Source organism: Geodermatophilus obscurus, assembly GCF_900115395.1.
Lineage (GTDB): Bacteria > Actinomycetota > Actinomycetes > Mycobacteriales > Geodermatophilaceae > Geodermatophilus > Geodermatophilus obscurus_B.
Genome location: NZ_FOWE01000009.1, coordinates 243,686 through 270,476, shown reverse-complemented (window position 1 = coordinate 270,476; position 26,791 = coordinate 243,686). Strand labels below are relative to the sequence as shown.

General features: G+C 76.2%; 28 protein-coding genes. 19 read left to right on the top strand and 9 right to left on the bottom strand.

Annotated elements, in window-relative coordinates; all coding sequences use genetic code 11:
• From BM165_RS24935 to BM165_RS18855, 3 genes are all read left to right on the top strand, one after another.
• The coding region (locus BM165_RS24935; protein ID WP_075015073.1) for a hypothetical protein at nucleotides 1–552 on the top strand (552 nt) is incomplete at its 5' end.
• Nucleotides 553–864: 312 nt separating this feature from the next.
• A complete protein-coding gene (locus tag BM165_RS18860) occupies nucleotides 865–1,764 on the top strand; it encodes an NAD(P)-dependent alcohol dehydrogenase (protein WP_244274323.1) in 900 nt (299 codons plus the stop codon).
• Nucleotides 1,761–2,525 (top strand): DUF4389 domain-containing protein, encoded by a 765-nt coding sequence (locus BM165_RS18855; protein ID WP_075015072.1) that lies wholly within the window; start codon nucleotides 1,761–1,763, stop codon nucleotides 2,523–2,525. Before BM165_RS18860 ends, BM165_RS18855 begins: the two co-directional genes overlap by 4 nt.
• A 233-nt stretch (nucleotides 2,526–2,758) precedes the next feature.
• Here the strand turns inward: BM165_RS18855 and BM165_RS18850 are convergent, their stop codons facing one another.
• A complete protein-coding gene (locus BM165_RS18850) occupies nucleotides 2,759–3,430 on the bottom strand; it encodes a phosphatase PAP2 family protein (protein ID WP_075015071.1) in 672 nt (223 codons plus the stop codon).
• A 209-nt stretch (nucleotides 3,431–3,639) separates the two neighbouring features.
• On the opposite strand from BM165_RS18850, the gene BM165_RS18845 reads away from it, so the two are divergent.
• The gene (locus BM165_RS18845; RefSeq protein ID WP_075015070.1) at nucleotides 3,640–4,437 is read left to right on the top strand and encodes an ABC transporter ATP-binding protein; all 798 of its coding nucleotides are present in this window, start codon (nucleotides 3,640–3,642) and stop codon (nucleotides 4,435–4,437) included.
• Between the two features lies 1 nt (nucleotide 4,438).
• The gene (locus tag BM165_RS18840; RefSeq protein ID WP_075015069.1) at nucleotides 4,439–6,973 is read left to right on the top strand and encodes an ABC transporter permease; all 2,535 of its coding nucleotides are present in this window, start codon (nucleotides 4,439–4,441) and stop codon (nucleotides 6,971–6,973) included.
• A gap of 63 nt (nucleotides 6,974–7,036) precedes the next feature.
• Here the strand turns inward: BM165_RS18840 and BM165_RS18835 are convergent, their stop codons facing one another.
• Nucleotides 7,037–8,647, bottom strand: coding sequence for a sensor histidine kinase (locus BM165_RS18835; protein WP_075015068.1), 1,611 nt, complete (start codon nucleotides 8,645–8,647; stop codon nucleotides 7,037–7,039).
• A 143-nt stretch (nucleotides 8,648–8,790) separates the two neighbouring features.
• Between BM165_RS18835 and BM165_RS18830 the strand changes: the two genes are divergently transcribed.
• The 7 genes from BM165_RS18830 (at nucleotide 8,791) to BM165_RS18800 (ending at nucleotide 14,142) form a co-directional block, all read left to right on the top strand.
• Complete coding sequence (locus BM165_RS18830; protein WP_075015067.1) at nucleotides 8,791–9,972, top strand: sensor histidine kinase; 1,182 nt, start codon at nucleotides 8,791–8,793, stop codon at nucleotides 9,970–9,972.
• On the top strand, nucleotides 9,969–10,631 hold the full coding sequence (locus BM165_RS18825) for a response regulator (RefSeq protein WP_075015066.1): 663 nt from the start codon (nucleotides 9,969–9,971) through the stop codon (nucleotides 10,629–10,631). The genes BM165_RS18830 and BM165_RS18825 overlap by 4 nt, the downstream gene beginning before the upstream one ends.
• A 126-nt stretch (nucleotides 10,632–10,757) precedes the next feature.
• Nucleotides 10,758–11,105, top strand: coding sequence for a hypothetical protein (locus BM165_RS18820; protein ID WP_075015065.1), 348 nt, complete (start codon nucleotides 10,758–10,760; stop codon nucleotides 11,103–11,105).
• Between the two features lie 65 nt (nucleotides 11,106–11,170).
• Nucleotides 11,171–11,665, top strand: coding sequence for an FBP domain-containing protein (locus BM165_RS18815; RefSeq protein WP_075015064.1), 495 nt, complete (start codon nucleotides 11,171–11,173; stop codon nucleotides 11,663–11,665).
• A 70-nt stretch (nucleotides 11,666–11,735) separates the two neighbouring features.
• Nucleotides 11,736–12,221 (top strand): cation:proton antiporter regulatory subunit, encoded by a 486-nt coding sequence (locus BM165_RS18810; protein WP_075015063.1) that lies wholly within the window; start codon nucleotides 11,736–11,738, stop codon nucleotides 12,219–12,221.
• Between the two features lie 10 nt (nucleotides 12,222–12,231).
• On the top strand, nucleotides 12,232–13,398 hold the full coding sequence (locus BM165_RS18805) for a cation:proton antiporter (RefSeq protein ID WP_075015062.1): 1,167 nt from the start codon (nucleotides 12,232–12,234) through the stop codon (nucleotides 13,396–13,398).
• Nucleotides 13,399–13,725: 327 nt separating this feature from the next.
• Nucleotides 13,726–14,142 carry a pyridoxamine 5'-phosphate oxidase family protein gene (locus tag BM165_RS18800; protein WP_177225249.1) on the top strand — a complete coding sequence of 139 codons (417 nt, stop codon included), beginning with the start codon at nucleotides 13,726–13,728 and terminating at the stop codon, nucleotides 14,140–14,142.
• On the opposite strand, the gene BM165_RS26340 is transcribed toward BM165_RS18800, so the two are convergent.
• Nucleotides 14,093–14,479: a 2TM domain-containing protein gene (locus BM165_RS26340; protein ID WP_075015060.1), complete on the bottom strand. Its 387-nt coding sequence runs from the start codon at nucleotides 14,477–14,479 to the stop codon at nucleotides 14,093–14,095. The two genes, BM165_RS18800 and BM165_RS26340, sit on opposite strands and share 50 nt — an antisense overlap.
• A gap of 192 nt (nucleotides 14,480–14,671) precedes the next feature.
• Here BM165_RS26340 and BM165_RS18790 point away from each other — a divergent pair, with 192 nt between their 5' ends.
• Together BM165_RS18790 and BM165_RS18785 are read left to right on the top strand one after the other, a co-directional pair.
• Nucleotides 14,672–15,145: a hypothetical protein gene (locus BM165_RS18790; RefSeq protein WP_075015059.1), complete on the top strand. Its 474-nt coding sequence runs from the start codon at nucleotides 14,672–14,674 to the stop codon at nucleotides 15,143–15,145.
• Between the two features lie 501 nt (nucleotides 15,146–15,646).
• The gene (locus BM165_RS18785; protein WP_075015058.1) at nucleotides 15,647–16,318 is read left to right on the top strand and encodes a response regulator; all 672 of its coding nucleotides are present in this window, start codon (nucleotides 15,647–15,649) and stop codon (nucleotides 16,316–16,318) included.
• A 21-nt stretch (nucleotides 16,319–16,339) separates the two neighbouring features.
• On the opposite strand, the gene BM165_RS18780 is transcribed toward BM165_RS18785, so the two are convergent.
• From BM165_RS18780 to BM165_RS18765, 4 genes are all read right to left on the bottom strand, one after another.
• The gene (locus tag BM165_RS18780; RefSeq protein WP_075015057.1) at nucleotides 16,340–18,049 is read right to left on the bottom strand and encodes a GAF domain-containing sensor histidine kinase; all 1,710 of its coding nucleotides are present in this window, start codon (nucleotides 18,047–18,049) and stop codon (nucleotides 16,340–16,342) included.
• 107 nt (nucleotides 18,050–18,156) lie between these two features.
• Complete coding sequence (locus BM165_RS24930; protein ID WP_177225248.1) at nucleotides 18,157–18,588, bottom strand: pyridoxamine 5'-phosphate oxidase family protein; 432 nt, start codon at nucleotides 18,586–18,588, stop codon at nucleotides 18,157–18,159.
• A 378-nt stretch (nucleotides 18,589–18,966) separates the two neighbouring features.
• Nucleotides 18,967–19,572 (bottom strand): Rv1733c family protein, encoded by a 606-nt coding sequence (locus BM165_RS18770; RefSeq protein ID WP_075015056.1) that lies wholly within the window; start codon nucleotides 19,570–19,572, stop codon nucleotides 18,967–18,969.
• A 79-nt stretch (nucleotides 19,573–19,651) separates the two neighbouring features.
• Entirely contained in the window at nucleotides 19,652–20,755 is a 1,104-nt protein-coding gene (locus BM165_RS18765; protein WP_075015055.1) for an Acg family FMN-binding oxidoreductase, read from the bottom strand.
• A 250-nt stretch (nucleotides 20,756–21,005) separates the two neighbouring features.
• On the opposite strand from BM165_RS18765, the gene BM165_RS18760 reads away from it, so the two are divergent.
• The gene (locus tag BM165_RS18760) at nucleotides 21,006–21,956 is read left to right on the top strand and encodes a universal stress protein (protein ID WP_075015054.1); all 951 of its coding nucleotides are present in this window, start codon (nucleotides 21,006–21,008) and stop codon (nucleotides 21,954–21,956) included.
• A 530-nt stretch (nucleotides 21,957–22,486) separates the two neighbouring features.
• The gene (locus tag BM165_RS18755; RefSeq protein ID WP_075015053.1) at nucleotides 22,487–22,726 is read left to right on the top strand and encodes a hypothetical protein; all 240 of its coding nucleotides are present in this window, start codon (nucleotides 22,487–22,489) and stop codon (nucleotides 22,724–22,726) included.
• A 26-nt stretch (nucleotides 22,727–22,752) separates the two neighbouring features.
• Here the strand turns inward: BM165_RS18755 and BM165_RS18750 are convergent, their stop codons facing one another.
• Nucleotides 22,753–23,520: a DUF6544 family protein gene (locus BM165_RS18750; RefSeq protein ID WP_208976803.1), complete on the bottom strand. Its 768-nt coding sequence runs from the start codon at nucleotides 23,518–23,520 to the stop codon at nucleotides 22,753–22,755.
• Nucleotides 23,521–23,565: 45 nt separating this feature from the next.
• On the opposite strand from BM165_RS18750, the gene BM165_RS26335 reads away from it, so the two are divergent.
• Nucleotides 23,566–24,456, top strand: a complete 891-nt coding sequence (locus BM165_RS26335; RefSeq protein WP_432276821.1) for a CPBP family intramembrane glutamic endopeptidase — start codon at nucleotides 23,566–23,568, stop codon at nucleotides 24,454–24,456.
• Here BM165_RS26335 and BM165_RS18740 read toward each other — a convergent pair.
• Complete coding sequence (locus BM165_RS18740; RefSeq protein ID WP_177225247.1) at nucleotides 24,402–25,115, bottom strand: TetR/AcrR family transcriptional regulator; 714 nt, start codon at nucleotides 25,113–25,115, stop codon at nucleotides 24,402–24,404. The genes BM165_RS26335 and BM165_RS18740 overlap by 55 nt on opposite strands.
• A gap of 97 nt (nucleotides 25,116–25,212) precedes the next feature.
• On the opposite strand from BM165_RS18740, the gene BM165_RS18735 reads away from it, so the two are divergent.
• A complete protein-coding gene (locus BM165_RS18735) occupies nucleotides 25,213–25,491 on the top strand; it encodes a 2TM domain-containing protein (protein WP_075015050.1) in 279 nt (92 codons plus the stop codon).
• 56 nt (nucleotides 25,492–25,547) lie between these two features.
• Entirely contained in the window at nucleotides 25,548–26,408 is an 861-nt protein-coding gene (locus BM165_RS18730) for a CPBP family intramembrane glutamic endopeptidase (RefSeq protein WP_143108231.1), read from the top strand.
• The last annotated feature ends 383 nt before the right edge of the window (nucleotides 26,409–26,791 follow it).

Below are 26,791 nucleotides of genomic sequence, written 5' to 3'. Positions count from 1 at the left end.
GCCCTCTGGACCGCCGGGTTCCTCGCCTTCCCCCTCGCCGGCCTGGCCGGTACGGCCGTGGTCGGCCGCGTCGACTCACCCGGAGCCGCCCTGATCGGCGGTGCCGTCGCCGGCCTCGGCATCGGCCTGGGACAGACGCTGGCCGGCCGAGGACGACTCGACGTCCGCAGGTGGGTGCCGGCGACCGGCATCGGCATGGGACTGGGCCTCCTCCTCGGCGCCGTCGTCGTCGGCTACGGGACCTCGCTGCCCGACCTGGCGCTGATGGGCGCGCTCACCGGCCTCGTCCTCGGGCCCGCGCAGGCCCTGGCGCTGCCTCGCGGCACGCGGCTGCGGTGGGCGTGGGCCGCCGCGCTGCCGCCGCTGTGGGCGCTCGGCTGGACCACGACCACGCTGGGCGGGATCGCCGTCGACGAGCAGTTCACCGTCTTCGGCGCCTACGGCGCGATCACCTTCTCGGCGCTGTCCGGGCTGCTCCTGCTGCGCCTCCTGCCCGAGCGCCCCGCGGCCGGTTCCCCGCCGGCGCCGGCGCCGGTCGGGGCACGCGCATGACCGCCGCGCGGCACGTCGTCGTGGGGCGCCGCCCGCCCGCCCGTCGTCGCCCCCGACGTGGCCGGAGCGGCCCCGTCCTGGCGCGCACCACCTCCTGAGCGACCCGTCGACGACGAGAGAGGCGGCCCCCGTGGCGCCCACCCAGCCCGACGCCCCTGACGTCCGTCCCCCCGCGGCCGGAGGGCCGACGACGATGACGGCGGTCGTGCAGGACCGCTACGGCCCCGCCCCCGAGGGCCTCTTCCGGATCGCCCGGATCGACCGGCCGCGCACCACCGACGACGAGGTCCTGGTCCGGGTCCACGCGCCAGCGTGGACCGCGGCACCTGGCACGTCATGGCGGGCCTGCCGCTCGCGATCCGGCTCGCGGGCTTCGGGCTGCGCCGGCCGAGGTACGCCAACCCCGGTCGGAACCTCGCCGGGACCGTCGAGGCCGTCGGCGCCCACGTCACCGGGTTCGCCGTGGGGGACGAGGTGTACGGGACGTCGACGAGCACCTTCGCCGAGTACGCGGCCGCCCGGCCGGCCATGCTGGCGCCCAAGCCCGCGAACCTCTCCTTCGAGCAGGCGGCCACCGTCCCGGTCTCGGGCGGCACTGCCCTGCAGGCGGTCCGCGACCACGGACGCGTCCAGGCCGGTGAGCGGGTGCTGGTGATCGGCGCCTCGGGAGGCGTGGGCAGCTTCGCGGTGCAGCTCGCCAAGGCGTCGGGAGCCGAGGTCACCGGCGTGGCCGGCACCGGCAAGCTGGACCTGGTCCGCGCGCTGGGTGCCGACCACGTCGTCGACCACACGCGCCAGGACTTCGCCGACGGCGGGACCCGCTACGACGTCGTGCTCGACACCGGCGGGAACGCCCGGCTGTCCCGCCTGCGCCGTGCCCTCACCCCGCGGGGCCGGCTCGTCGTCGTGGGCGGTGAGACCGACGGGCGACTGCTCGGCGGCAGCGACCGCGGGATCCGGGCGGCACTGCTCTCCCCGTTCCTCCGTCAGCAGCTGGGCACGTTCGTGGCGTCGGAGAGAGCCGCCGACCTGATCGCCCTCACCGAGCTCATCGAGGCCGGAGAGCTCACCCCCGCGCTCGACCGCAGCTACCCGCTCAGCGAGGTCGCCACGGCCGTCCGCCACCTGCTGGACGGGAAGACCCGCGGCAAGCTCGCCGTCTCCGTCTCTCCCGCCCGGATGCACACACCAGGCACAGGGAGCACGCCATGACCGATCCCCGCACCCCCTATCCGGTCCGTGTCGACGCGGCACTGGACCCGTCGCTGTCCCGTTGGCTGTGGCTGGTCAAGTGGCTGCTGCTGATCCCGCACGTCGTCGTGCTGTTCTTCCTGTGGGTGGCGTTCGTCGTGGTCGGCGTGGTCGCGTTCTTCGCGATCCTGGTCACCGGGCGCTATCCACGGTCGCTGTTCGACTTCAACGTCGGCGTCCTGCGCTGGTCCTGGCGGGTCCACCACTACGGCTACTGGGCCCTGGGCACCGACCGCTACCCGCCGTTCACCCTGGCCGACGTGCCCGACCACCCGGCGCACCTGGACGTCGCCTATCCCGAGCGGCTGTCGCGGGGACTGGTCCTCGTCAAGTGGTTGCTGGCGCTCCCGCACCACCTCGTGGTGGCGATCTTCGTCGGCGGCGGACTGTGGCTGGGTACCCGCGGCGGCGGTGACGACGACGCCTGGGACGACGCCGCGAACGCCGGCGTCTCCCTCGTCGGCCTGCTCGTCCTCATCGCCGCGATCGTGCTGCTGTGCACCGGCCGCTACCCGAAGCCGCTCTACGACTTCGTCCTGGGGATGGACTGGTGGGCGCTGCGGGTGGCGGCCTACACCGCGCAGATGACCGACCGCTATCCGCCGTTCCGGCTGGACCTCGGCGGCACCGACCCCGGCTCGGTGCCTGCCGCACCCGTCCCGTCGTCGCCCTCCGGGGTGCCGACCGGGGGGCCGCCGGCTCCGGTCCCGTCCACGCGCTGAACCCACGGCCGCCCCGGGACGCCGCATCCCCCGGGACGCCGCACCCCCCTGGGCGCCGCACGCCCCGGGGGGTACGGCCGGGCGTTCTTTCTCGGCCGGAGCCGCACGCCCGTCCTCGACGCGCTGTGCCGGGCCGGGTGGTGCGGCTGTCACCGGGACCACGTGCTCCGACCGCTCGGCACACCGCCGGTGTGCCGACCCCGAGCCGCCGGGACCGGTCGCGACGTCGGGGTTCAGGAGCGGCGGTCCGCGCCCGCGGTGAGCAGCCGCGGCAGCACCGCGCCGGCGATCCGGGTGGCCGCACGCCGCAGCAGCAGGACGACGCCCACGACGACCACGGGACCGAGGGCCAGGCCGTCGACGACGTCGTGCGGGTGGTGGACGCCCAGCGCGACCCGTGACGCGCCCACCAGGAGGCCGATCGACACGACGGCCGGCCACCACGTCGGCGTCAGCAGCACGACCGCGGCGGCGAGGGCGGCGGCGAGGGTGGCGTGGTTGCTCGGCAGCGACCAGTCGCCCAGCGGCGGGCACTCGACCAGGGCGGTCAGCCCCGGCACGGCCCGGCACGGTCGGTCCTGGGTCACCGTGGCCTTGAGTGCCTCGCTGACGGCGAGCGCCGCCACGACGCCCGCGCCGGCGAGCAGGGCCGTCGCAACCGACGCCGCCCGGGTCCGCCGGCGCCACGCCGCGACGGCGAGCAGCACCGCGAGCGCGACCAGACCGCCCTCGCTCAGGACCTCGACGCCCTGTCGCATCCAGCCGGGCCCGGTCGCCACCTCCCGCACGGTCGCGCGGGCCAGCTCGGGGCTGGGCACGTCGTTGCCGATCAGGAGCGCGGCCGAGGCGCCCAGCAGCGCCGCCGGTACGAGGAACGGCCAGAGCCGGGTGGTCGGTGCGGTCACGGCCCCGATGCTCGCGGCGTTCCCCCGGCGGGCGCCTCGGGCCGTCGAACCGGCCGTGTCTCCTGCGCGAGGAGGAGCCCGGGCCCCGGCTCCTCCTCGCGGACGGCCGCACCGACCATCCCGCAGGCCGATCCGGGGCCGGGCAGGCGCCAGCAGGCTCGGCGTGCCGCACCGGATGCGGCACCCCCACCACCTCGAGGAGCCAGACCGTGACACCGGTCCAGCAGACGTACCCCGCCGTCCCGGCCGCGCCGGCCGGCGTCCCGGCGGCCCGCGGCAGGGCCCTGACCAAGGTCTACGGCCGCGGCGACACCCGGGTCACGGCGCTCGACGCCGTCGACGTGGAGTTCCGCCGCGGCGAGTTCACCGCCATCATGGGCCCCTCCGGCTCGGGCAAGTCCACGCTCATGCACTGCATGGCCGGCCTCGACTCCCTCACCTCCGGTCAGGCGTGGATCGGGGACGCGGAGCTCTCGGCGCTCGACGACACCGGGCTGACCCGCCTGCGACGCGACCGCGTCGGGTTCGTCTTCCAGGCGTTCAACCTCCTGCCGACGCTGACGGCGCTGGAGAACATCACCCTGCCCATGGACATCGCCGGCCGCGCCCCCGACCGGGCCTGGCTCGACGAGGTCGTCGACGCCGTGGGCCTGCGCCCCCGCCTCGGCCACCGGCCGACCGAGCTGTCCGGCGGCCAGCAGCAGCGGGTCGCCTGTGCCCGCGCGCTGGCGGGGCGCCCGGAGGTGGTCTTCGCCGACGAGCCCACCGGCAACCTGGACTCGCGCAGCGGGGGCTCGGTGCTGTCGTTCCTGCGGTCCTCGGTCCGGGAGATGGGCCAGACCGTCGTCATGGTCACCCACGACCCGGTCGCCGCGGCCTACGCCGACCGGGTCCTGTTCCTGGCCGACGGGCGCATCGTCGACGAGATGACGTCGCCGACCGCGGAGCGCGTCCTGGACCGGATGAAGGCGTTCGACTCCGCCGGCCGCGTCGTCGAGGTGGGCTGAGATGCGACGGGCGACCCTGCGCAGCCTCCTGGCGCACAAGCTGCGCCTGGCCCTGTCGGCGGTGGCGATCGTCCTCGGCGTCGCCTTCGTCGCCGGGACGATGATCTTCACCGACACCCTCGACCGCACCTTCACGGCCCTGTTCCAGAGCACCGCGTCCGACGTGGGCGTCACGGCCGAGGCCGGCTTCGACGCCGGCGTCGACGGGACGGCGGGGACCCGCCCGGTCCCCGCCGAGCTGGCGCAGCGGATCCGCGGGGTCGAGGGCGTCGCCGCTGCCGAGGGCTACGTGCAGGCCGAGGGCGTCTACCTCCTGACGGCCGACGGCCAGGTGCTCGACACCGGCGGGGCGCCGGGGATCGGCGCGAGCTGGATCACCGACCCCGAGCTCTCGCTCGGCGAGCTGACCGAGGGCCGGGCCCCCGAGCGTGCCGGTGAGGTCGCGCTGGACAGCGGCAGCGCCGCGGAGGCCGGCTACACCGTCGGCGACCGGGTGACCCTGCTGACCCCCGGCCCGCGGGTGGACGCCACGGTCGTCGGCGTCTTCACCTTCGGGGAGGACGGCGGTCTCGCGGGCGCGTCACTGACCGCCTTCGACCTCGCCACGGCCCAGGACCTGACGGGTGCCGGGGACGGCTACACCGGCATCCAGGTGCTGGCGGCCGACGACGTCACCGACGCCGAACTCCGGGACCGGGTCGCTGCCGTGGTCGGCGACGGCTACGACGTGCAGACGGCGCAACAGCAGGCCGACGAGCAGTCCGCGGCGCTGGAGGAGGGCCTGTCGTTCATCACGGTCCTGCTCACCGCCTTCGCCGTCATCGCCCTGTTCGTCGGCAGCTTCATCATCCTCAACACCTTCTCGATGCTGGTCGCCCAGCGCAGCCGGGAGCTCGCACTGCTGCGGGCCCTGGGCGCCAGCCGTGGCCAGGTCACCCGCTCGGTGTTGGTGGAGGCCGCCGTCCTCGGGGTCGTCGGCGCCACGCTGGGCCTGGCCGGCGGGTTCGGCATCGCCACCGGCCTGCGCGCGCTGTTCGGGACGTTCGGACTCACCCTGGACGGCGACCTGGTGCTGTCGGCCGGGACGGTGGTCTGGTCCTACGCCGTCGGGGTCGTGGTGACCCTCCTCGCGGCGTGGGTGCCGGCCCGCCGAGCGGCCCGCACACCGCCGGTCGCCGCCATGCGGGAGGACCACGTGGCGGTGGAGCGGTCGCTGCGCCGTCGGACCGTCGTGGGCGCGGTGCTGGCCGCCGGAGCGGCCGTCACCCTGGTCGGGAGCGCGGTGGCCGAGGACGGCGGGAACGCCCCCGCCCTCGTCGGGGTCGGCGCGCTGGCGCTGGTGCTGGCCGCCGTCGCGCTCAGCCCGGTCGCCGCCCGGCCGTTCGCCCGGGCCCTCGGTGCGCTGCTCCCGCGCCTCGCCGGCACGGCCGGCCGGCTGGCCCGGGACAACGCACAGCGCAACCCCCGCCGGACGGCGGCGACGGCGTCCGCGCTGATGGTCGGCCTGACGCTGGTGACCGGCTTCGGCGTCCTCGGGGCGTCGGCCAACGCCTCGGTCGACGCCCTCGTCGACGACGCGCTGCGCGCCGACTACGTCGTCTCCACGGCGGTGGGCCAGCCGTTCACCCCCGAGGTCGCGGACCGGCTCCGGGGCCTGGACGAGGTGGCGGCCGTCCTGCAGGAACGGTTCACCCAGGTGCAGCTGGACGGGCAGGCCGTCTTCGCCGCCGCCGTCGACGCCGCCACCCTGGACCGGGGGCTCACCCTCGAGTACCTGTCCGGGAGCAGTGACGGGCTGGCCGGGCGGGGTGTGCTCGTCGACGAGACCACGGCCGAGGCCCGCGGCTGGGAGGTCGGCGACACGGTCGAGGCGGTCTCGGCCGGCGGTCAGCGCGCCCAGCTCACGGTGGGCGGCGTCTACGCCGCGAACCAGGCGGTCGGCTCGGTGGTCGTGTCCCTGGAGACCGACGCGGCGCTCGGCGGGCCGGCTCTGGACCGCTACGTCCACGTGGTGCTCGCCGAGGGCACCGACGCGGCAGCGGGGCGCGCGGCGATCGAGTCGGTCGTCGAGTCCTACCCGGTGGTCAGCCTGAAGGACCGCGACGAGTTCGCCGGCGAGCAGAAGGGCCAGGTCGACCAGGTGCTGCTGCTCATCAACGCACTGCTCGTCCTGTCGGTGGTGATCGCCGTCCTCGGGATCGTCAACACCCTGGCGATGTCGGTCCTGGAACGGACGCGCGAGATCGGCCTGCTGCGCGCCGTGGGCATGACCCGGAGGCAGCTGCGCCGCACGGTGCGGCTCGAGGCGGTGCTCATCTCGGTCTACGGCTCCGTGCTGGGGCTGGGGCTGGGGCTGGTGCTCGGCGTCAGCCTGACGCGGGCGCTGGCCGAGCAGGGCATCACCGAGCTCGTCGTCCCCGGTGGTCGACTCGTGGGCTTCCTGGTCCTCGGCGCGCTCATCGGCGTGGTGGCCGCGGCGTGGCCGGCGCGCCGGGCGGCGCGGATGCAGGTGCTCGACGCCATCGCCACGGCGTGAGGCGGTGACCGGGTGCCCCGTGTCGGGGTGCCCGGTCACCGTCCGTGGCGGCCGCGGGGCAGGTCAGCCGGGCAGGGGCACGCGGACGACGAGCCGCGTGCCCTGCCCCGGCGCGCTGTTCACGTGCAGCCATCCCCCGCACAACAGCGCCCGCTCCCGCATCGTGTGCTGGCCGTGCCCTCCGCCGTGTCGGCCGGCGGGGTCGAAGCCGCACCCGTCGTCGGCGACGGTCAGGACCAGTTCCGATCCCCGCACCTCCAGCTCCAGTTCGGCGCTGGAGGCACCGGCGTGCTTGACGCAGTTGTGCAGCGCCTCGGCAGCGATGCGGACCAGGTGCTCGACGTGGTGGGCGGGGACGGCGGGCAGCCCCGCGGCCACGGACAGGCGCACCGGCAGCCCCTCGCGGGTCGTGCAGGTGCGTGCCAGGTCGGCGAGGGCGCCGATCAGGTCCGGGGTCTCGGCGCGGATGCCGGTGACCATGGCCCTCAGCTCGGCGACCGCCTGCCGGGAGAGGTCCTCCAGGTCGCGGGCGGCTGCCTCGACGAGCTCGTCGTCCCCGCCCGCGAGGCCCCGCCGGACGGCCTGCGCCCGGGTGTGCAGCGAGAACAGCGAGGCGCTGAGGGAGTCGTGCAGGTCGCGGGCCAGGCGCCGGCGTTCGAGCTCGGCGGCCTGCGCCTGCAGCTGCTCGTCGGCCAGAGCCACGGAGGCGTGCGCGCCGAGCGCCGACCACGCCGTCAGCTCCGGCTTGGTCGGCGCGGTCACCGACGGCGGCATCAGCAGCAGCAGGCACCCGACGATCCGTCCACCCCGGTGCAGGGGCAGCTCGGCGGCTCCCCGCCAGGGGAGCCCGGCGACGGCGGCGGCCACACCGGCCGCCGCCTGCTCGAGACGCTGCCGCCCGTCGGAGAGCAGCAGCAGGCGGCCGGCGACCAGCATCTCCCCGCCGGGGAGGTCGGCCACGCGGAGGCCGGCCCGCGCGACCACCTCGGCGGTGCCCGGGGGGAGGCCCGCGGACGCGCGCAGCAGCAGTCGCCCGTCGCCGGCCTCGGCGAGCACGAGGCAGCCCACCGCCCGGGACCGGTCGACGGCCTCGCGGGCCAGGCTGGTCAGCACCTCCTCGACCGGCGCACCCCCGGCGATGCCGGCCGCGGCCGCGCCCGGCACCGGCGCGTCCGCGTCGGACCGGCCCAGCCCGAAGGTCGGGTGGAACACCGCCGGCGCCAGCTCCCGGTCGCCGACCCGCAGGACCGAGCCGGACCAGGTGATGCCGACCTCGGTCCCGTCCGGCCGGACGACGGTGTTGGCGTAGAAGTCCGTGTCGCCCGCACGTTGCTCGCCCTCCAGCGCCAGCAGCGCGGCGCGCTCGTGCTCGGCGAAGGACAGCAGGTAGTCCTGCCCGGCCAGTTCGGCGAACGGGCGGCCGATCACCGCGGCGCCGGCGGGGTTGAGGTACACCCAGCTGTGGTCCTCGCCGGTGATGCAGATGCCGTAGCCGGAGGACTCGATGACGTCGACCAGCGCGTCGACGCCGAGCGCGCGCAGCACGGCGGCGCCGTCGGCCCGTTCGGGGACCGGTCGCTCGGCGCGGGGTGCCGGGAGGAGCGGGCCGGGATCCGCGGGCTCGGGAGCCGGCGGCCGTGCGTTCTCGGAGGCGGTCGCCTCCTGGTGTTCCACGGCCAGAGGATAGACGGCGGAACGGCTCCGGCCGGAACGCCGCCGCCGGCCCGTGGCGACCTCCTCCTCCAGGAGGAGGCCGCCGGGAGGAACGGTCCGCGAGGAGGAGGGACCGCGGCCCCGCAGCCGCCTAGCGTGGCCGCGTGCAGCGAACCGCCACCGGACCCCGCTCCGCCCGGTGGCGGTGGACCGCGCGGGAGGACGTCGTCCTCGGCGCCCTGGTCGCGCTGTTCGCCGTGCTGTCCCTCTGGTCGACCCCGTCCTTCGTCGACTACGACTACCGGGAGCCCGATGCGCTCAGCGTGGGGCTCGCGGTGCTGTCGGGCGCGACGGTGGCCGTCCGCACCCGCTGGCCGCTGCCGGCCCTGGCGGTGGCGTCGGTCGCGTCCCTGCTGCCGGTGCAGCAGGGGTACGCGCAGGGGGTGGCCACCCTGGCGCCGCTGCTGGTCGCCTACACGGTCGCGGCCGTCCGGCCCCTGCGGCAGAGCACCGTCGCGACGGCGTGCGCGTGGCTGCTGGCCGCCGCCGTCCTGCTCACCGGTCCGTTCGAGCCCTCCCCGGCGGACTGGTTCGGCAACACGCTGCTGCTCGGCACGGCCTTCGGCGTGGGCCGGTCGGTGCGGGTCCGGCGGCAGCAGACCGCCGGCCTGGAGGAGCGCAACCGGGCCCTGCTGGAGGCGCGCGAGGCGCGCAGCCGGGCCGTCGAGGTCGACGAGCGGGCGGCCATCGCCCGGGAGATGCAGGACCTGGTGACCCACGGGCTGACGGCGCTGACCGTGCAGACCGCCGCGGCCCGGCGGCTGCTCAGGACCGATCCGGACACCGCGGAGGAGCTGCTGCGCACCGTGGAGCGGACGGGGCAGGACGCGATCGCCGACATGCGCCGCATCCTCGGGGTGCTCCGCCCGCCCAGCGACGTCGCCGAGCTGCGCCCCCAGCCTGGCCTGGCCGACATCGACGACCTGGTGACCCAGGTCCGGGCCGCCGGCCTGCCGGTCGAGCTGGTGTCCGTCGGGACCGCGGCGGAGGTCGAGCCCGGGGTGGCCCTGACCGCCTACCGCCTGGTGCAGGAGGCGCTGCGCAACTGTCAGCAGCACGCCGGCCGGGCCGCGGCGACGGTGGTGCTGCACTGGCAGCCCGGGAGCCTGTCGCTCGCGGTCGAGGACGACGGCCGGGGCGTGCGGGACGGGGAGGCCGAGGGTCGGGGACTGCGGTCGCTGGCCGAGCGGGTCCAGGCCTACGGCGGTCGGCTGCGTGCCGGGCCGCGCGGCGGTGGCGGGTTCGCCGTCACCGCCACCCTGCCGACGTCGAGGAGCGCCGCGTGACGATCCGGGTGCTGCTCGTGGACGACCAACCGCTGCTGCGCACGGGCTTCCGCCTCATCCTGCAGTCCGAGCCGGACATCGAGGTCGTGGGGGAGGCCGGTGACGGCGAGGTCGCGCTGTCCCAGGTGCGGGCACTGCGCCCGGACGTGGTGCTCATGGACATCCGCATGCCCCGCATGGACGGCGTCGAGGCCACCCGGCGGCTCGCCGAGTTCGACGACCCGCCGCGCGTACTGGTGCTGACCACCTACGACCTCGACGAGTACGTGGTCGACTCGCTGCGGGCGGGCGCGTCGGGCTTCCTGCTCAAGGACGTGCCCGCCGAGGACCTGGTCGACGCGGTGCGCGTCGTGCACCGGGGGGAGGCCGTGGTCGCCCCACGCGTCACCCGTCGGTTGCTCGACCGCTTCGCCCGGCTGCTGCCGGCCCCCCGGACCGACGACGCGCCGTTGCCGGAGCTCACCGACCGGGAGCACCAGGTCCTGCTGCTGATGGCCCGGGGCCTGTCCAACGCCGAGATCGCCGGCCAGCTCGTGCTCAGCGAGACCACGGTCAAGACGCACGTCAGCAACGTCCTGATGAAGCTCGGACTCCGGGACCGGGTGCAGGCGGTCGTGCTCGCCTACGAGCGGGGGATCGTCAAGCCGTCCACGTCCTGAGCACGAGGACCGGCCACGGGCTCCTCCCCGGGGAGGAGCCGAGGACGGGACGCCCGGAGGACGACCGGCAGGGCGCGCCGCCGCAGGCTGGGGGAGCCCGTCCGGAGCCTGCCCCCAGGAGTGACCATGAGCTCGATCGTCATCACCGACGACGTCCTGACCGTCCGCCCCTCGGCCCTCGAGCGTGTCGCCGGGCTGTTCGGCGAGCAGGTCGTCGACCGGTCGGCCGTCACCGCGGTCGAGGTGGTCGACGACGGCCTCGGCGCCGCGCGCGGCCTGCGCGCCCCCGGCCTCGCCATCCCCGGCCGTCGCCGGGTCGGCACCTGGCGGGGCCGTGGCGTCCGGCGTCTCGTCGACGTCCGGCGGGGCCAGCCGGCCCTGCGCATCCGCCTGCGCGGCCACCGCTACGACGAGCTGCTGATCGGCGCGGACGCCGCCGAGGCCCTCGCGGAGCGCCTGCGCCCGCAGCCCTGACCCATCGCACCAGCGCCGCGGGCCGTCCCGGTGACGGCCCGCGGTCACCACGACGGAGGACCCCCGTGAACCCCCTGACCGAGAGCCAGATCCGGCGCTCGTTCGTCAACTGCTCCCGCGGCGAGGCGGCGGGCGCCACCCTGCCCGCCGGATTCCACGACGTCCTCTGGGACGACCTGGACTTCCTGGGCTGGCGGGACGCCAAGGCACCCCTGCGGGGCTACGTCGTCCTGTGGCGGGAGGACCGCCCGGTCGGCATCGCCCTGCGGGCCGCCGACACCACGATGTCGGCTCGGACGTCGGCCATGTGCCTGCTCTGCGAGAGCACGCAGAGCGGTGCGGAGGTGTCGCTGTTCACCGCCCGGCGGGCCGGGGAGGCCGGCCGCAACGGCAACACCGTCGGCCAGTACGTCTGCGCGGACCTGGCCTGCTCCCGGCGGGTCCGGAGCGACATCCCACCGTGGCTGCGCGACCGCGACCCCGGGGAGGTCGTGCCCGCACGGGTCGCGGAGCTGCGCCGGCGGCTCGACACCTTCGTCGGGCACGTGCTGCGTCCCTGACCGCCTCCGCCCGCGTCCGCCGGGCGCACCGCCCACCGCGGATCCGCTGCCGCTCTGCGACCATGCCGCCGTGGATCTCGAGGAGACCCTGCTCCCGGGCGTGGGCGTCCGATACGAGCTGCGGACGCGCGCCGGCCAGGTGATCGGGATCGTCCTCGGCAGGGAGGGCTCCGCCGAGATCGCCGTGTACGACCGGCGCGATCCCGATCGCGCGAGCACCGTGCTCCGGCTCGACCCGGAGGAGGTCGACGCGGTCGCGGACCTGCTGGGCGCTCCCCGGCTGACCCAGCGCTTCGCCGACCTGTCGCGAGAGGTGCCCGGGCTGCGGTCGGGCAGGTTTCCCGTCGAGGGGGACTCGCCCTTCGCCGGACGCCCACTCGGGGAGACCCGGGCGCGCACGCTGACCGGCTGCTCGGTCGTGGCCATCGTCCGGGGCGCCGACGTGGTGCCGTCCCCGGGGCCGGGCGACCTGCTGGAGGCCGGCGACGTGCTGGTCGCCATCGGATCGGACGCCGGACTCGAGCAGTTGCAGCGACGCCTGCGCCCAACCGGCTAGGACGCCGGCGGTGGACCACGTCGCCGTTCTCCTGCTCGAACTCGGCCTGTTGTTCCTGGGCCTGTCGGTGCTCGGCATCCTGGCGCGGCGGCTGGGCCTGTCCTCGGTGCCCTTCGTGCTCGTCGCCGCCCTCGCCCTGGGCGAGGGCGGCCTCGTCCCGATGACGGCGACGCAACCGTTCATCGAGGTGGCCGCGGAGATCGGGATGGTCCTCCTCCTGCTCGCTCTGGGCCTCGAGTTCTCCGCTGACGAGCTGTTCACCTCGCTGCGCCACCACGGACCCTCGGGACTGGTGGACCTGCTGCTCAACGCACCGCCGGGCCTCGTGGCCGGGCTGCTGCTCGGGTTGCCCTGGGAGGGTGCCCTCGCCCTGGCAGGCGTCACCTGGATCTCGTCGTCGGGCATCGTCGCCCGGCTGCTCGGCGACCTGGGCCGGCTGGCCAACCGGGAGACCCCTGCCGTCCTGTCCGTCCTGGTACTCGAGGACCTCGCGATGGCGCTGTTCCTCCCGCTGCTCGTCGTCACGCTCGCCGGTGGGGGACCGATGGCGGCCGTGGGTGGCATCGCCCTGGCCGGAGCCGTGCTGGTGCTGGCGCTGCTCGCGGCCCAGCGGCAGGGCCACCGGCTCGGCCGCCTGATGGGCTCGGACGACGACGAGCAGCTTCTCCTGCGGCTGGTGGGGCTGGCGCTGCTCGTGGCGGGGCTGGCCCAGGCCGTGGGTGTGTCGGCCGCGGTGGGTGCCTTCCTCGTCGGGCTGGCGTTGCCGGCGTCCTTCGCCGAGCGGGCGCGGTCGGTCCTCGGGCCGTTGCGCGACCTGTTCGCGGCCACCTTCTTCGTCGCCTTCGGGTTGTCCACGGACCCGGCCGCGTTGCTCCCGGTGCTCCCGGCCGTGCTGGTGCTGGCGCTGGTCACCGCCGCGACGAAGGTGGCCACCGGCTGGTTCGCCGCCCGCCGCGACGGCGTGGCCGCGCCGGGACGGCTGCGTGCCGGCACGGTCCTCGTCGCCCGCGGCGAGTTCTCCGTCGTCATCGCGGGACTCGCGGTCGCGGCCGGCATCCCGGGACTCGGCCCGCTGGCGACCGGCTACGTGCTCGTCCTGGCCGTGGCCGGGCCGGTGCTCACCCGCCTCGTCGAGTCCCGGGCACGGGCGGACGGCCTCCGCCGAGATCGTCGGTGAGCCGCACGTGGGATCCCCCGGTGGTCCCCACCGGCCGGGTACCGCGCCCAGGACCGACCGGCCGGTACGGGCTCACCTGAGCCGAGGGGACCGGCACCGGACGGCCCGGGATCGGCGGTCATCGGCGCGCGGATCCCTCCGTCGGAGGTCCCGGGACGCACGGGTCCTGGGTCGCGCGGGCAGAGACCTCCGGCCCCGTCCGGTCCACACCCGTCGCCCTGACGTCCGAGGTGGTCGCCGGGGAGAGGCGTCCGGGTGTGCCGCCCGCGACCGGCGGTCAGGATGGGCCGCACGACGAGCGCGGCGGGCTCCCTGGACGTGATCCCCGTGGACGAGTGCTACCAGCGGCTGGCCGGGCACGAGCTCGGCCGGATCGGCGTGATCGCCGGGCACCAGCCGCTGGTCATCCCGGTCGACTACGGGCTGGACGGGCGGACGATCGTCGTCCGGACCCATCCGGGCACGACCCTGTCCGCCGCGGAGCACGCCGACGTCGCCTTCGAGGTCGACGAGTTCGACCGGGCCCGCCGCAGCGGCTGGAGCGTGCTGGTCCGCGGTCTCGCGGAGGAGGTCGGCCCCGGGCACGGGGCCGACCTGGTCGCGCGCACGCGGGCCGTCGGCGTGCGGCCGTGGGCGCCCGGTGAGCACGGGAACTGGCTGCGGATCATCCCGCAGGCCGTCAGCGGCCGGCGGGTCAGCCCGGGCCAGCTGCCGTGGGGGGTCGACGACCGGGCGCACCTCTGAGCCCCGGCTGCCGCCCGCCGGCCCCCGGTGGACCCGCACCCGGCGATGGCCCGGGAGCAGCAGGCGCGGTCGCCGTCACCGCCGCGGCACCGGGCGCGGCCGGGCTCGACACCCACCAGGCGTGGAACACCAGGCCGACGCCCCAGCCTGTCGTCGGCACCAGCGGCCAGGGGGACCACGTGCCGCCCGCCAGGGCGACGACGAGCCAGCTGACCCACAGCGTCGCGTTGACGGCCAGGTAGCCCGTGAGGTGGTCGACGAGCTCACGTCTCCGGTGCAGCTTCTCGGTTCCCGCCGTGGCCGAGCGCGAGGTGCCGAGCGGATCGTCCGTCCCCATGGGTCCCCCGGTCGTCCGGACGCCGCCGAGCGGCAGGCGCCCCCAGCGTCGTGGCGCGGCAGGCGGCCCGGCACCGGCCACACGTCCCGCGGGGACGGCGACCTCCGGCCCGCGCGCCGGGACCTCCGGCCCGGGGGGACGCCCGTGTCCCCCGTGTCACGGTCGGGTCCCACCGCGGACAGGGGAGGACCGATGACCGAGCACGCCGCACGGGACCGGGACAGGACGGCCTTCGACCCGCCCGTTGAGCGGGACGGGGCCACGGTGATCACCGCCGCGTCCTCGACGAGTCACACGGCTGCAGTCGGCGGCACCGGGCGGGGCCCGACCGCCCGGATGGCGGGGGCTCGACCGCTGGGCGCGTTCGAGGTCCGGGACGGGCAGGTGCGCTGGCACCCGGTGGTCGACGTCACCCGCGTGGTGACGACCGCGGAGGTCGCGCTCGGCGCCGTCCTCGTGGCGTCCCGCCTGGCCGGGCGTCCGCCGGCGCCCCGGGCCCGGGTCACCATGGGACCGGGCGGCTGGGTGAGTTTGAAGAGCGGGACCGTCGCGCTGCGTCCGGCCCGCAGGGCGTGGCGCCGGACGCGCCCGTCCGCACCCGTCCGGCGGCCCTGGTGGGCCCGGCTGCTCGCGGCCACTGCGCTCGAGCGCCTCCTGGGAGGGTGACGCCGCGTGCCGGCCGACCGCCGGGTCGCCAGGAGCGGGAGGTCCCGCCCCGCTCGCCCGGCGTGGGCGCGGCCGCGACAGCTCTGCCGGGTGGCCCGCGACCACCGACCTCGGTCCCTCGTCCGGTGTGACCTCGGTCCCGCGGTGGTCACGGCCGGGTCCGGGTGGTCGGCGCACTGCCCGCCGCGCTTCGTCGCCGGCTCTTGCGGCCGGCGGTCAGGACAGCCGGCGCCGCCTCCCGGCGCGGTCGGCCGAGGACGTGCCGGCCGAGCGTCTCGCCCGTGGCGAGATCAACGAGAGGGTGGCGCCGGTGGCGGCCCGGGTCGGGATCGCGTCCGTGCGGGAACGCCGCCTCCCCGGCCGCCGGACGAGAGGCCGTGCCCCGTGCCGGTCATCCGGGACCTTCGGCCCTGAGCAGCGGACGGCGGACCGGCCCTAGCCTCGGTCGACGACAACGGCCGGACGGACACGGTCCGCCGACGACGGGACGAGGGAGCACGGGTGGACACGCACACGGAGCAGGCGCCGATCGGGGTCTTCCTGCTCGACGACCACGAGGTGGTGCGCCGCGGTGTGGCCGACGTCCTGGAGAGCGACCCCGGCATCCGGGTCGTGGGGGAGGCGAAGAACGCCGCCGAGGCGCTGGCCCGGGTCCCGGCGTTGCGGCCGGACGTCGCCGTCCTCGACGTCCGGCTGCCCGACGGCGACGGCGTGTCCGTCTGCCGGGAGCTGCGCAGCCGGATGCCGGAGCTGCGCGTGATCATGCTGACCAGCTACAGCGACGACGAGGCGCTGTTCGAGGCGATCATGGCCGGGGCGTCGGGCTACCTGCTCAAGCAGATCCTGGGCTCCGACCTGGTCAGCGCGGTGCGCACGGTCGCCGCCGGCGGCTCCCTGCTCGACCCCACCGCCACCACCGCCGTGCTCGAGCGCATGCGCCGGGCCGCCGCGCCGGCCGGGCCGCTGGCCAAGCTCAGCGAGCAGGAGCGCACGGTGCTCGAGCTCATCGGCGAGGGCCTGACCAACCGGCAGATCGGCGAGCGGATGTTCCTCGCCGAGAAGACGGTCAAGAACTACGTGTCCCACCTGCTGGCCAAGCTCGGCCTCGAGCGGCGCACCCAGGCCGCGGTGCTGGCCACCGAGCTCCGGTCCGGCGGCGGCGCCCGGGGCTGAGCGGTCCCGCGCGGACTCCCGTCAGGACAGCGGGGCCCACCACCGCAGCCGCGTCCCGCCGTCGGGCAGTGCCCCGACGGTGAGACCGCCCCCGCGGTGGGTGGCCCGCCCCGCGAGGTTGTGCAGGCCGCTGCGCGCCGCGCGGGCGTCGATCCCCCGCCCGTTGTCGACCACCTCAAGGACCAGCTCGTCGCCGACGTCGAGCGTCACGGTCACGTTGCGGGCCCCGGAGTGCCGCGCGGCGTTGCTGACGGCCTCCCGGACGACGGCCACCACGTCGGTCGCCAGCTCCCCGGTGACGAGGGTGTCGACCGCCCCCGACGTGCGCACGGTCGACTCCAGGTCGCCCGCCGTGCTCGCGACCGTGTCCAGGACGCGCCGGCGCAGGCCGTCGTCGGAGGAGTCGGTGGTGTGCAGGTCGAAGATGCTCGTGCGGATGTCGCGGACGGTCTCGTCGAGCTGGCGGACGACGTCGGTGATCCGGCTCCGGGCCTGCGGATCGGTCACCCGCGGCAGCACCGACTGCAGGCCCAGCCCGGCGGCGAACACCCGCTGGATGACGTGGTCGTGCAGGTCGCGGGCGATGCGGTCGCGGTCCTCGTAGACGTCGAGCTGGCGGGCGACGCGCTGCTGGGCGGCGCGGTCCAGCGCCACGGCCGCCTGGTCGGCGAACGCCGCGACCAGCGGCACCAGGGCGGCGTCGAACGGCGGCGCGCCGGCCTTCCGGGCGGCGACGAGGACCGCCTCCTCGGTGTGCGTCCCGCACATCGGGACGGCCAGGCAGGGTCCCCAGTCGACGTGCGCGTTGGGCCCGTCGTAGGCCATGCCGGACATGTCGAGGCTGGTCACCTCCCGGTCGTCGGCAACGGCGGCCTGCAGCACCGGGCTGTCGGCGACGGCCAGCCGCGTCCCGGTGAGGTCCTGGAGCCCCTCGCCGACCTGGACGCGGACCTCGTAGGTCGTGTCGGCGTCGGGGCCGACCATGATCCAGGCGGCCTCGGCGTCGGTGAGGACGGCCACCCGCTCGGCGATCAGGCGGAGGGCGGCCTCGGCCGAGGCGGGGTCCAGCAGGCTCTCGCGGACGTCGGAGAGCGCGGTGGCCCAGCGGCGGCGCTCCTCGGCCTCCTCGTAGAGCCGGGCGTTGTCCACCGCGACGCCGGCGGCACCGGCGAGGGCGGTCAGCACGGCCTCGTCCTCCGGCGTGAACTCCCCGTGCCGCTTCTCGGTCATGTAGAGGTTGCCGAAGACGGTGCCGCGGACCAGGACCGGGACGCCGAGGAAGGTGTGCATCTCCGGGTGGCCGGGCGGGAAGCCCACCGAGGACGGGTGCCGGCCGAGGTCGGCGATGCGCAGCGGGTAGGGCTCGGTGATCAGCTGGCCGAGCACGCCCTTGCCCTCCGGCAGCGAGCCCATCGCGGCAGCCTGCTCGTCGCCGATGCCGACGTGGATGAACGCCGCCAGCCCGCCTTCGGGGGCCAGCACCCCGAGAGCGCCGTAGCGGGCCTCGACCAGGTCGCAAGCGGTCTCGACGATCCGCCGCAGCGTCGACTCCAGGTCCAGCCCGGTGGAGACGGCGAGGAAGGCGTCGAGCAGCTGCTGGACGCGGGCCTGGCTGCGGGCCACCGCGGACAGCCGGTCCTGCACCTCGTCGATGAGCTCGGTCAGCCGCATCCCCGCCAGGGACGACCCGCTCGTGTGCCCCGGCCCCGGTCGCGATCCCGGAACGGTCATCTCGGCATCCCTCCCCGCACCGGAACTGTTCCGTCCGGAGAGACTGGCACGGGCCGTGCGGTTCCGGTAGGCGCCCGGGGAGCCCGGCACCCCACCTGTCGGCGCCGTCACGCCGATCGCCGCGGATCGCCGGCCGGCGCGGGCAGCGACCGCCACCCGCGCACGACACCGGCGTGCAGGACGACGTAGCAGTGTCCGTCGCGGGACGGCGGCCCCGGCCAGCGCAGCGCGTCCCAGGAGGCGACGTCCGCGGGATCGGTCACGGTGCCGGCCGGCCCGACCACCGTCACCGACCAGCCCGACTCGCCGTCGAAGTCGTCGACGCCGAGGACGACGACGGCTCCGCGGGCCGGCAGGAGGTGGTCGCTGTCGGGAGCGGCGGGGATGACCACCCGGTCCCCGTCGAGCGCGTAGCGGACCGGCGCCAGGGTCGGGAGCGCGTCCCGGGTGAAGGCCAGGTGCCCGCGGCGGGTGCCACCGAGCAACCGGCGGCACTCGTCGTCGGTCAGCGGCGTGCGGATGGACACCGAGTCGTCCACGTGCGTCGTCCCCCGTCGATGGGGCCCGGGGGACGTGTCTCGTCCCCGGTGCGCCCGTGCGGGCGCCGGCCCGGCACAGCGTGCCGGGCCCGGACGGAGGCGGGCAGGGACCTCCGTCCCGTCATGATGGGCCGGGAGGCCCAGCCTCGTGGGGGGACACGGCGGCCTCGTGCGCTCATCCGGAGGGCGGCTGCTCGCCGGCGGTGGGCAGGGGCGCTCGCCGACCGCCGACGGGCGCCTCCCCCGAGGCGGCCGTCCTGTCCCCGGGAGGTCCGCCATGACCGTGTCCGACGCCCCCAGCCGCGGGCCGACGCGACGACGCCCGGCAGTCCGGCCCCGGCCCGGGAGGAGCAGCCCCGGCCCTCGGTCGTTCCCGGCTCAGCGCAGGCGGAAGCGCGACGCCCAGAGAGACTCGACCTCGTCCCACTCCCGGGCCCAGCGGCGGGCACGCGAGCGGTCGAGCAGCGCGCAGACGCCGGCGTGCAGTCCGGCGGTCCCGGCGACGGCGACGGCGACGGTCACCGCACCCGAGACGACCGAGGTCAGGCGCACGGTGCCCGGCGTCAGGGGTGCACCGGTGCGGCGGCCGTCGGCGTCGGTCCAGATCCGCACCGTCTCCCCGGCGGACGTCTCCACGGGCACGGTCACCGTGCCCTCCCGGTCGCTGCCGTCAGGTGCGGTCCAGGAGGCCGGGGCTACTGCCTGCACGGTCGAGGCGCCGGTGACCGAGGTGGCGTCCTCGAGCAGGACGGCAGGCACCTGGCTCCGCTCCATCTGCTGCTGCCGGGCCTGCGCCGAGGCGTCGGTGGCCACCGTGGTCGCCACGGTGAGCGCGACCGGCAGGGCGAGGACGGCCAGCAGGGTGCACAGCAGCAGCGAGGCGAGCTCGAGCCGGTCGTCGGGACGGGCGGCGCGCGCGGTGCCGCGCCGGACGCGGGCCCGGACCCGGCCGGGCTCCCGGAGCGGAACGGGCCTGCCGGTCACAGCGATGGCACCCGTGTGGTTCCGGACCGCGCAGCGGGACCGTCGCCGAGCGCGGCCACCACCGGGGCCGGGCAGGCCGTCACACCCACGTCGTCCCCCCGCGGCCGTCGGGGACGGGACGGGAGGGCCCTGGCCGCACGCGCACCGGCGGTTCGACCGGGGCGGTGCTGTTCCCGACGACGGTGGCGCGACGTCGACGGGGCGTCGGCGAGGTGGCCGGTGCCCGGCCGATGCGGAGCACCGTCTGCGGATGGGCGTCCCAGGTCAGCGCCGAGCGCAGCTGGGTGCGGGTGACCGGCACCTCGACGGGCTGGGTGAGCGGCCCGGCGACCCAGCCGTGGGCCGTGAGCTCCAGGAGCACCCGCTCGAGGGCCTCGCCGCAGCGCAGCCACGCCGCCGGGTCGTCGCGGGAGGTCGCCAGGACGACGAGCGTCTGGTCGGTGCCCGAGCCGGTGTCCGGCGGGAGCAGGCCGGTGCCCGCGGTGTCGAAGTCGCGGACCGGCAGATCGTCGTGGTGGCGCCCGTCGACGTGGGGGACCGCGGACGCCGGGACGCCGTCGCCGGTGGCCGGGTCCCGGTTGGTCCAGCGGCGCAGTTCGGCCCGGTAGGCGGGGTCGGCGTTCTGGATGCCGTCGGCCTGCTGGGTGAGGCGGGCGAGCAGCCGCACGTGGTCGTCGCGGGTGACGGGGACCAGGGCGGTGTCCTCGGCGGCGGCCGCCGCGACCAGGACCCGCAGCAGGTCCTCGGGGACGGGACCCGGCGCGTAGCGGCGCCGGTTGGTCCGGCGCCTGCGCACGGCGGGGCCGAGCGCGGCCAGCCCCGGGTCGGCCGGACCCTCGACCGGACGGAGCACGGCCATCGGCCCGGGATCGGCGGTACCGGGTGAGCGGTCGACCCGGACGGCGCGGCCGGCGGCGGCCACCGCGACCCGGGCGTTGAACAGCGCCGCGCCGACGCTCAGCGCCAGGGCGCGGCCGAGGGGGTCCAGGACGGTCAGCTGCCGGGTGCGGTCGGCGAACAACTCCAGCCGGTCCGGGTGCAGCACGATCCGCCACGGCTGCGTGTTGTGCACCGAGGGCGCCAGGACAGCGGCGTCCGCAGCTGCCTCGAGCAGCCGGGGACGCGAGATGCGGGCGGCCCGCTGCGCCGGGGGTGCGGCGGGGGGCGTGGCGTGGCGGGTCATGCTGCGGCTCCTCGGGACGGTGCGTGCCCCGAGCCTCGTCGGCGCGGGTGCCGGCGTCCGGGGCCTGCGGTCACCGGTGACAGCGACCAACGTCCCGGGCCGGACCCGCCGTCGCGGCCCTGCACCCCCGGGCGCCCGGCCGCCGGGGACGAAGGTCCCCGCGGCTCGTGACCTCGGCAGGCGTCCCCGGTGCTGCGGTCGGTCGACGCTGGGCACGCCGGGACGTCGACGACAGGAGTGGGGTTCTGAGATGACCGAGGGATCGACCGGAGACCGGGTGGTCGTGGGCGTCGACGGGTCCCCAGGCGGCAGGGCCGCGCTCGTCTGGGCACTCGCGGCCGCGGCCCGCGCCGGCGCGGAGGTCGAGGTGGTGAGCGCCTTCCCGGTCGATCTCTCCTGGATCGCGCCTGACCTGCTCGACCCCCGTCGGGTCGAGGAGATCAGGTCCGACACCGAGGCGCGACTGAGGGTCAGCGTGGCCGAGGCGATGGAGGACCCGGCCGTGCGGGGGACGGCCCGCGACGCCACCGTCCCGGTGCACGTCACGGTCGTCCCGGGGGACCCCGCCGAGACACTGGTGGCGCGGGCGGAGGACGCCGGCCTGCTCGTGGTGGGCAGCCGGGGGCGGGGAGCAGTGAAGAGCGCGCTGCTCGGCTCGGTCGCCCTGCACTGCGCGGCACACTCCGCCTGCCCGGTCGTCGTCGTCCACCCCGGGGCACCGACGGCGGCCCCGCGGGTGGTCGTGGGGATCGACGACTCGTCCGGGGCGCACGCCGACCTGCGGGAGGCGGTGGCCCACGCGCGCCGGCTCGGCGCCGGGGTGGAGGCGGTCCTGGTGTGCCAGCCCGTGACCTACTGGAGCGACGCCACCGCCCCGGTGCCACCGGTCGGCGAGTCGGTCGACGCCGCCCGTGCCCGCGCGGAGCGCATGGTCACCGCCGCCCTTGGCGCGGGACCGCACCCGGACGTCGAGGTGGTCGTCGAGGTCGGCACACCCGGTGACGTCCTCGTCCGGAGGTCCGCGGGAGCCGGCCTCCTGGTCGTGGGCAGCCGCAGCCGCAGCCGGCTGGCCGGGTTGGCCCTCGGCTCGGTCGCCCTGCACTGCGTCGTGCACGCGTCGTGCCCGGTGCTGGTCGTCCGGCACGGGCGGGCGCACGCGGCCACCTCCGCTGTGGAGGCGGCGTCCCGGGCGCACGGCTGACCGACGGCCGGACGCGACCCGCGCTCACTGCTGCTCGGGCTGCTGGCCGACCGGCAGGTGACGCCAGGAGCACGAAGGGCCCGCCGGATCCACGCGCCGCGAATCTCCCGGCCGGTGTCGGGAGGTGGTGTCACCGGTCGGCGGGCAGCCGCCCGACCGGGCGGGGCCGCGCAGGCGGGCCTCGGTCAGGACCCGTCGCGTCGCGGTCGAACCGGTCGCCGGCGCGCAGCCGCAGCGACCGGAGGAGAGCGGCCGTCCCCTGCCCTTGCCCGGCCCCGCACGACCGTCCCCGCGCGGCGCCCGGGCCGGTGGCGATCGCGCCCCCTTCCCCGTCGGGACCGGGGCCGGGCCGGCCCCGTGCCGCCTCTGGTCCCTCGCCGGAGGTCCCGGGTCGACGGGGTCCGGGGTCCCGCGAGCAGTGACTTCCGGCCCCGACCGGTCCGCGCGTGGTCGTCCTAGCGTCCGAGGTGGGCGCCGGGGAGCGGCGTCCGGGACGCCGGCCCCGCAGTCGGCAGCACCAGGGAGAGACCATGAGCGTGCAGGTCCAGGAACGTCCCGTCGACGCGGGGCAGGCCCTGCCGGCCACCGTCGCGACGAGCCGGCCCGCCCAGGAGGCGCGGCCCCTCCCCGGGACCGCGGCCGTCGAGACCGTCGGCACCTGGGAACGCGGGTGGCTCTGGGTGGCTCTCGTGCTGCTCTTCGGCGTTGTCGTCTTCGGCGCGATGTACGTCCTGACGATGCTCGCCGGGGGCCCCGGCTACCCGTACTGACCGGCCGGCACGTCCCCGCGAGGCCGTCAGCGGAAGTCGGCGCCGGTGATCCGGGCGCGGAAGAACTCGCCCTCGGCTTGACGGTCGGTGCCCCACCACCAGCCGGCACGGAGGACGCAGCCGATGGTCACGCCGGCGAAGGTGTGCTCCTCCTCGATCGCGACACCGAAGGGATGGCGCCCGAACGGCACGCCGTCCGGGTTCCCCCAGCGCTGCATGGTGACGCCGAGCAGCCGTCCGTCGGGGCCGACCTGCAGCTCCGCGCTCTCGTCCTGCTCTCCGATCCGCCAGGTGACGACGGTCCGGTCGGCGTCGGCTCCGGGCGCCCAGGCGGCCGCGCGGAAGGTGGTCGGCAGCAACGCCATCTCCCCGGCGAGGCGGCCGGCTGCGCTGCGCGTGACGTCTGGGCCGGTGGCGGTCATGACGGGCACGAGCCCGCCGAGGCGCCAGTCCATCTGCCCGGTGCCGGAGCTGTACCGGTCGAAGCCGGTCACCGGCAGGCCGAACAGGCGGGCCGTCGCGGCCCAGACGAAGCCGCGGGGTGGGGCCAGGACCTGGCGGGCGGTGAACGGACGCCAGGTGCCGAGGCGGATCTCCCCGCGCATGGTGAGCACCACCGACTCCCACAGCGGGGTGCCAGGGGCGATGGCGTGGGTGAGCCAGCGGCGCGCCGGCTCCGGGAGGTCACCGACCATCGCGACGTCGAAGGCGTGCGGCCGCTCGCCGGTGGCGGTCAGCACCTCCCACTCACGCCGGACGCGGCGGGCGGCCGCGGGGACCGGGGAAGTGACCACTGCTCCTCCTGCGTGTCGGCCCGGGGCCGGTGACGGGTCGGCGCGGTGGCCGACCCACCGCCGGTCCCGAGCGCACCACCCGCGGACGCCACCGGCCCAGTGGCAGCCGGTCCGGGCCCTACGGTCCGTCGGGTCCGGGCCTCCGGCGCCGCGGACGGCGCGCGGTCTCCCATCCTGGGTGACGTGCGACGGGTGGTCCAGCGGTGTCCTGTCACGGCCTTCGTCGTCCTGGCGTTCGCCCTCGGCTGGGCGGCGTGGCTGCCGCTGCTCGCCCAGGTGCAGGGCTGGGTGCCGGCCCGCCGCGGTCGTGGCTGCACCTGCTCGGCAGCCTCGGGCCCGCCCTGGCCGCCCTCACCGTGGTCGCCTGCGCCCGTGGCCGGGCAGGGCTGGTGGACATCGGCCGGCGTCTCCTCGCCTGGAGACGGCGGCCGGCGGCCTGGGCGTTCGTCCTGCTGGTGCCGCCGGCCCTGTCGCTCGTCGCCGGACCGGCGGCCGTGCTCGTGTCCGGGGGGAGGGCTGGACGACCTCGACCGGTCGGCGTTCGGTCGCTCCACGGAGTTCGCCGGGCTCCCCCCGGTCGGCTGGTGGATCGCCGACCTGGTCTTCTTCGGGGTCGGGGAGGAGGTGGGCTGGCGGGGGTTCCTGCAGGCGCACCTCGAGGCGCGGCTGCCTCCGGTCAGCGCCGCGGGGCTGGTCAGCGTGCCGTGGGCGCTGTGGCACCTGCCCTTGTCCGGCGTCACGCCGAGCTACCGGGCCATGCCGTCGATCGGGTTCACGGGGTTCGTGGTCAGCATCTGGGTCGCGTCCTGGATCTTCGCCTGGTTGCTGCACCTCGGCCGTCGGTCATCGCGGGGGCGGCAGTCGGCTCCGCACCCGGCTCCTCAGCCGTCGCAGCCGTCGGTCCGTTCCCGGCCGTCCTCCGTCGTCGGCAGCTGAGCCCGCAGACCGGCGAGCAGCAGTCGCAGCCCGTGGTCGAACTGGACGGTGAGGTCGGGCCCGTACAGGTGCGGGAGGGTCGCCGCGATGTTCGGGTAGTCGTCGGCCGGCAGGCGGGTGAGGACGGCGTGCGTGTCGGCCTGGTCCTGCACTCCGCCGTCCGGGGTGGCCGCGAACGGTGCCTCGATGGCCGCGAAACCGAGGGTGTAGAACAGCACCGCCTGATAGCCCTTCGCCGCCGCCTCCGGGTCCAGCCCGGCCGCCAGGAGCACGCCCAGACCGGCGTCGAGTCCGCGCAGCGTCGCCTCCTGCCGCGGTGGGCGCCTCACCGCCGCCGCCACCAGCGCCGGATGCGCCAGCAGTGCGCGGCGGATCCCGTGTGCCACCAGCCGCAGCTGCTCCAGCTCAGCCGGACGGCACTGCCCGGCGGGTGGCAGCCCGGAACTCGGCCGGCGGTCGCGGGCCTGGGCGAAGAGCCGGTCGGCGAGGGCCTCGACCAGCTCCGACTTGGTGGCGAAGGACCGGTAGACCATCGCGGGATCCGCGCCCACCTGCCGGCCCAGCCTGCGCATGGTGAGGGCGTCGAGGCCCTCGGTGTCCACGATCTGCATCGCGGTGTCGAGCAGCAGGTCGCGGGTGACCCGCTGTGTCCGTGGCACGCCATCTCCTCCTCGCATCCCCTTGTCGCAGTCAACACCGTTGACCTAGACTCCGTCCACTCGGTCAACAGTGTTGACCTCGGACTGGGGAGGGGCCATGGCGACGGACGCGGTGCGGCAGACGGCTGAGCAGCGGGCGCGGCACCGGGTCGGGCAGAAGCTCGGCCTGGCGCTGCACTGGCTCGTCTACCTGGCGGTCAACGTCGGGCTGGTCGTCGCCGCGGGCGGGTTCGCCGGCTCGGGCTGGCGTCTCGCCGGCTGGGGGCTGGGTCTGGCGGTGCACACCGCCTACGTCCTGAGTGACCTCCTGGGTGACCTCGGCCGGGTCCGGGAGCGGCTTGTGCAGCGCGAGCTCGACCGGGAGCCCGGGCGGTGACCGCGGTCCCGGTCCGTGTACCGCTCGCCGTCGGCCGCGGAGGGACCGGCCGACTGGTGGCGATCGTGTTCTGGGGAGCGCTGGGAGTGGCCAGCGCCCTGCCGCAGATCGTCGCCAGCGAGCTGGGCGGGGAGGCGCCGCCGTTCCTGCCCGTCGCCCAGGTCCTGGCGCTCGTCCTGCTGTTGGTGGCCGTGCGGCGTTCGGCTCGCCTGCGGGTGCTGGAGGCGTCGGTCCGCTGGCTGCTGGCCATGGCGGCCGGCTGGCACCTGGTCGTCGGCGGCCTGACGAGCACCCAGGCCTGGGACGACTGGCAGCACACGGTGCCGTGGGTCGCCCGCGGCGCCGTCGTCCAGGCCCTGCTCCTGGTCCCGACGCTGTTGCTGGTCGTCCTCGGACCGGGCCGGCTGGGGCGTACCGCACTGCGACTGCGGGCCGGCGACGACCGGGTGCGCGCCGGAGCCGGCGTCTACACGGCCGGCATGCGTCCGGCCTGGCGCCGGCTGGGCGCTCTCTGGGCGTTCGGGATCACCATCGGCACGGCCACGGCCATGTGGTTCGCCCTCGGTTCGAGGTTCGGCGACCCGACCGTGCTGCTGTGGTCCCTGCCGCTCGTCGCGTTGCTGGCCGCGACCAACACCGCCAACGAGGAGTTCGGCTACCGGAACGTGCCGCTCGCCGTACTGCCGTCGGTGATCGGCGATCGCGGTGCGCTGGTGGCCACCGGGCTGCTGTTCGGCCTGGCTCACTACCACGGCAACCCGCCCGGCACCTCCGGCGTGCTGCTGGCGGGCTTCCTCGGTGTGCTGCTGGCCAAGAGCATGGTGGAGACCGGCGGTTCGAGGTGGGCTTGGGGCATCCACTGGCTGCAGGACATGGTCATCTTCTCCGCCCTGACGCTGGCCTGGACGAACCTGTAGCTCACCTGTCATCCGTTCGCGGACCGTGACCGATCCCGACAGACGGCGCTGCGGTCGCAGGCTCCGGCGGGGACTGCGGACAGCCGCCGACCGTGGACGGTGTCCTGGGTGCCCGGCGCAACGCCGCGGGAGCAGCACCGTGGCCGCAGGAGAGATCGGGGCGGAGTCGCGTGCGGCAGGATCGGGGGGGCGCCCCTCCGCATCACCCAGGACCCGCGCGAGCCGACGAACTCCTGGGCCGCGACCCGCCCGCGCTGCTACTGGGCATGCTGTTCGCCAGCACGTGCCACGGGGAGTATGAGGGGCCCGAGGCGCTCGTCCATCGCGCGGTAGCTCTCGGTCAGCGGGAGCAACGACGACGAGCGGACCGCTCGTGAGCACCA

Excerpts from the sequence above, each read along its gene's own strand:
- BM165_RS18855 (WP_075015072.1), top strand. The coding sequence starts at position 1,761 with ATGACCGATCCCCGCACCCCCTATCCGGTCCGTGTCGACGCGGCACTG.
- BM165_RS18840 (WP_075015069.1), top strand. The coding sequence starts at position 4,439 with ATGCGACGGGCGACCCTGCGCAGCCTCCTGGCGCACAAGCTGCGCCTG.
- BM165_RS18820 (WP_075015065.1), top strand. The coding sequence starts at position 10,758 with ATGAGCTCGATCGTCATCACCGACGACGTCCTGACCGTCCGCCCCTCG.
- BM165_RS26340 (WP_075015060.1), bottom strand. The coding sequence starts at position 14,479 with ATGGGGACGGACGATCCGCTCGGCACCTCGCGCTCGGCCACGGCGGGA.
- BM165_RS18790 (WP_075015059.1), top strand. The coding sequence starts at position 14,672 with ATGACCGAGCACGCCGCACGGGACCGGGACAGGACGGCCTTCGACCCG.
- BM165_RS18780 (WP_075015057.1), bottom strand. The coding sequence starts at position 18,049 with ATGACCGTTCCGGGATCGCGACCGGGGCCGGGGCACACGAGCGGGTCG.
- BM165_RS18765 (WP_075015055.1), bottom strand. The coding sequence starts at position 20,755 with ATGACCCGCCACGCCACGCCCCCCGCCGCACCCCCGGCGCAGCGGGCC.
- BM165_RS18760 (WP_075015054.1), top strand. The coding sequence starts at position 21,006 with ATGACCGAGGGATCGACCGGAGACCGGGTGGTCGTGGGCGTCGACGGG.
- BM165_RS18755 (WP_075015053.1), top strand. The coding sequence starts at position 22,487 with ATGAGCGTGCAGGTCCAGGAACGTCCCGTCGACGCGGGGCAGGCCCTG.
- BM165_RS18735 (WP_075015050.1), top strand. The coding sequence starts at position 25,213 with ATGGCGACGGACGCGGTGCGGCAGACGGCTGAGCAGCGGGCGCGGCAC.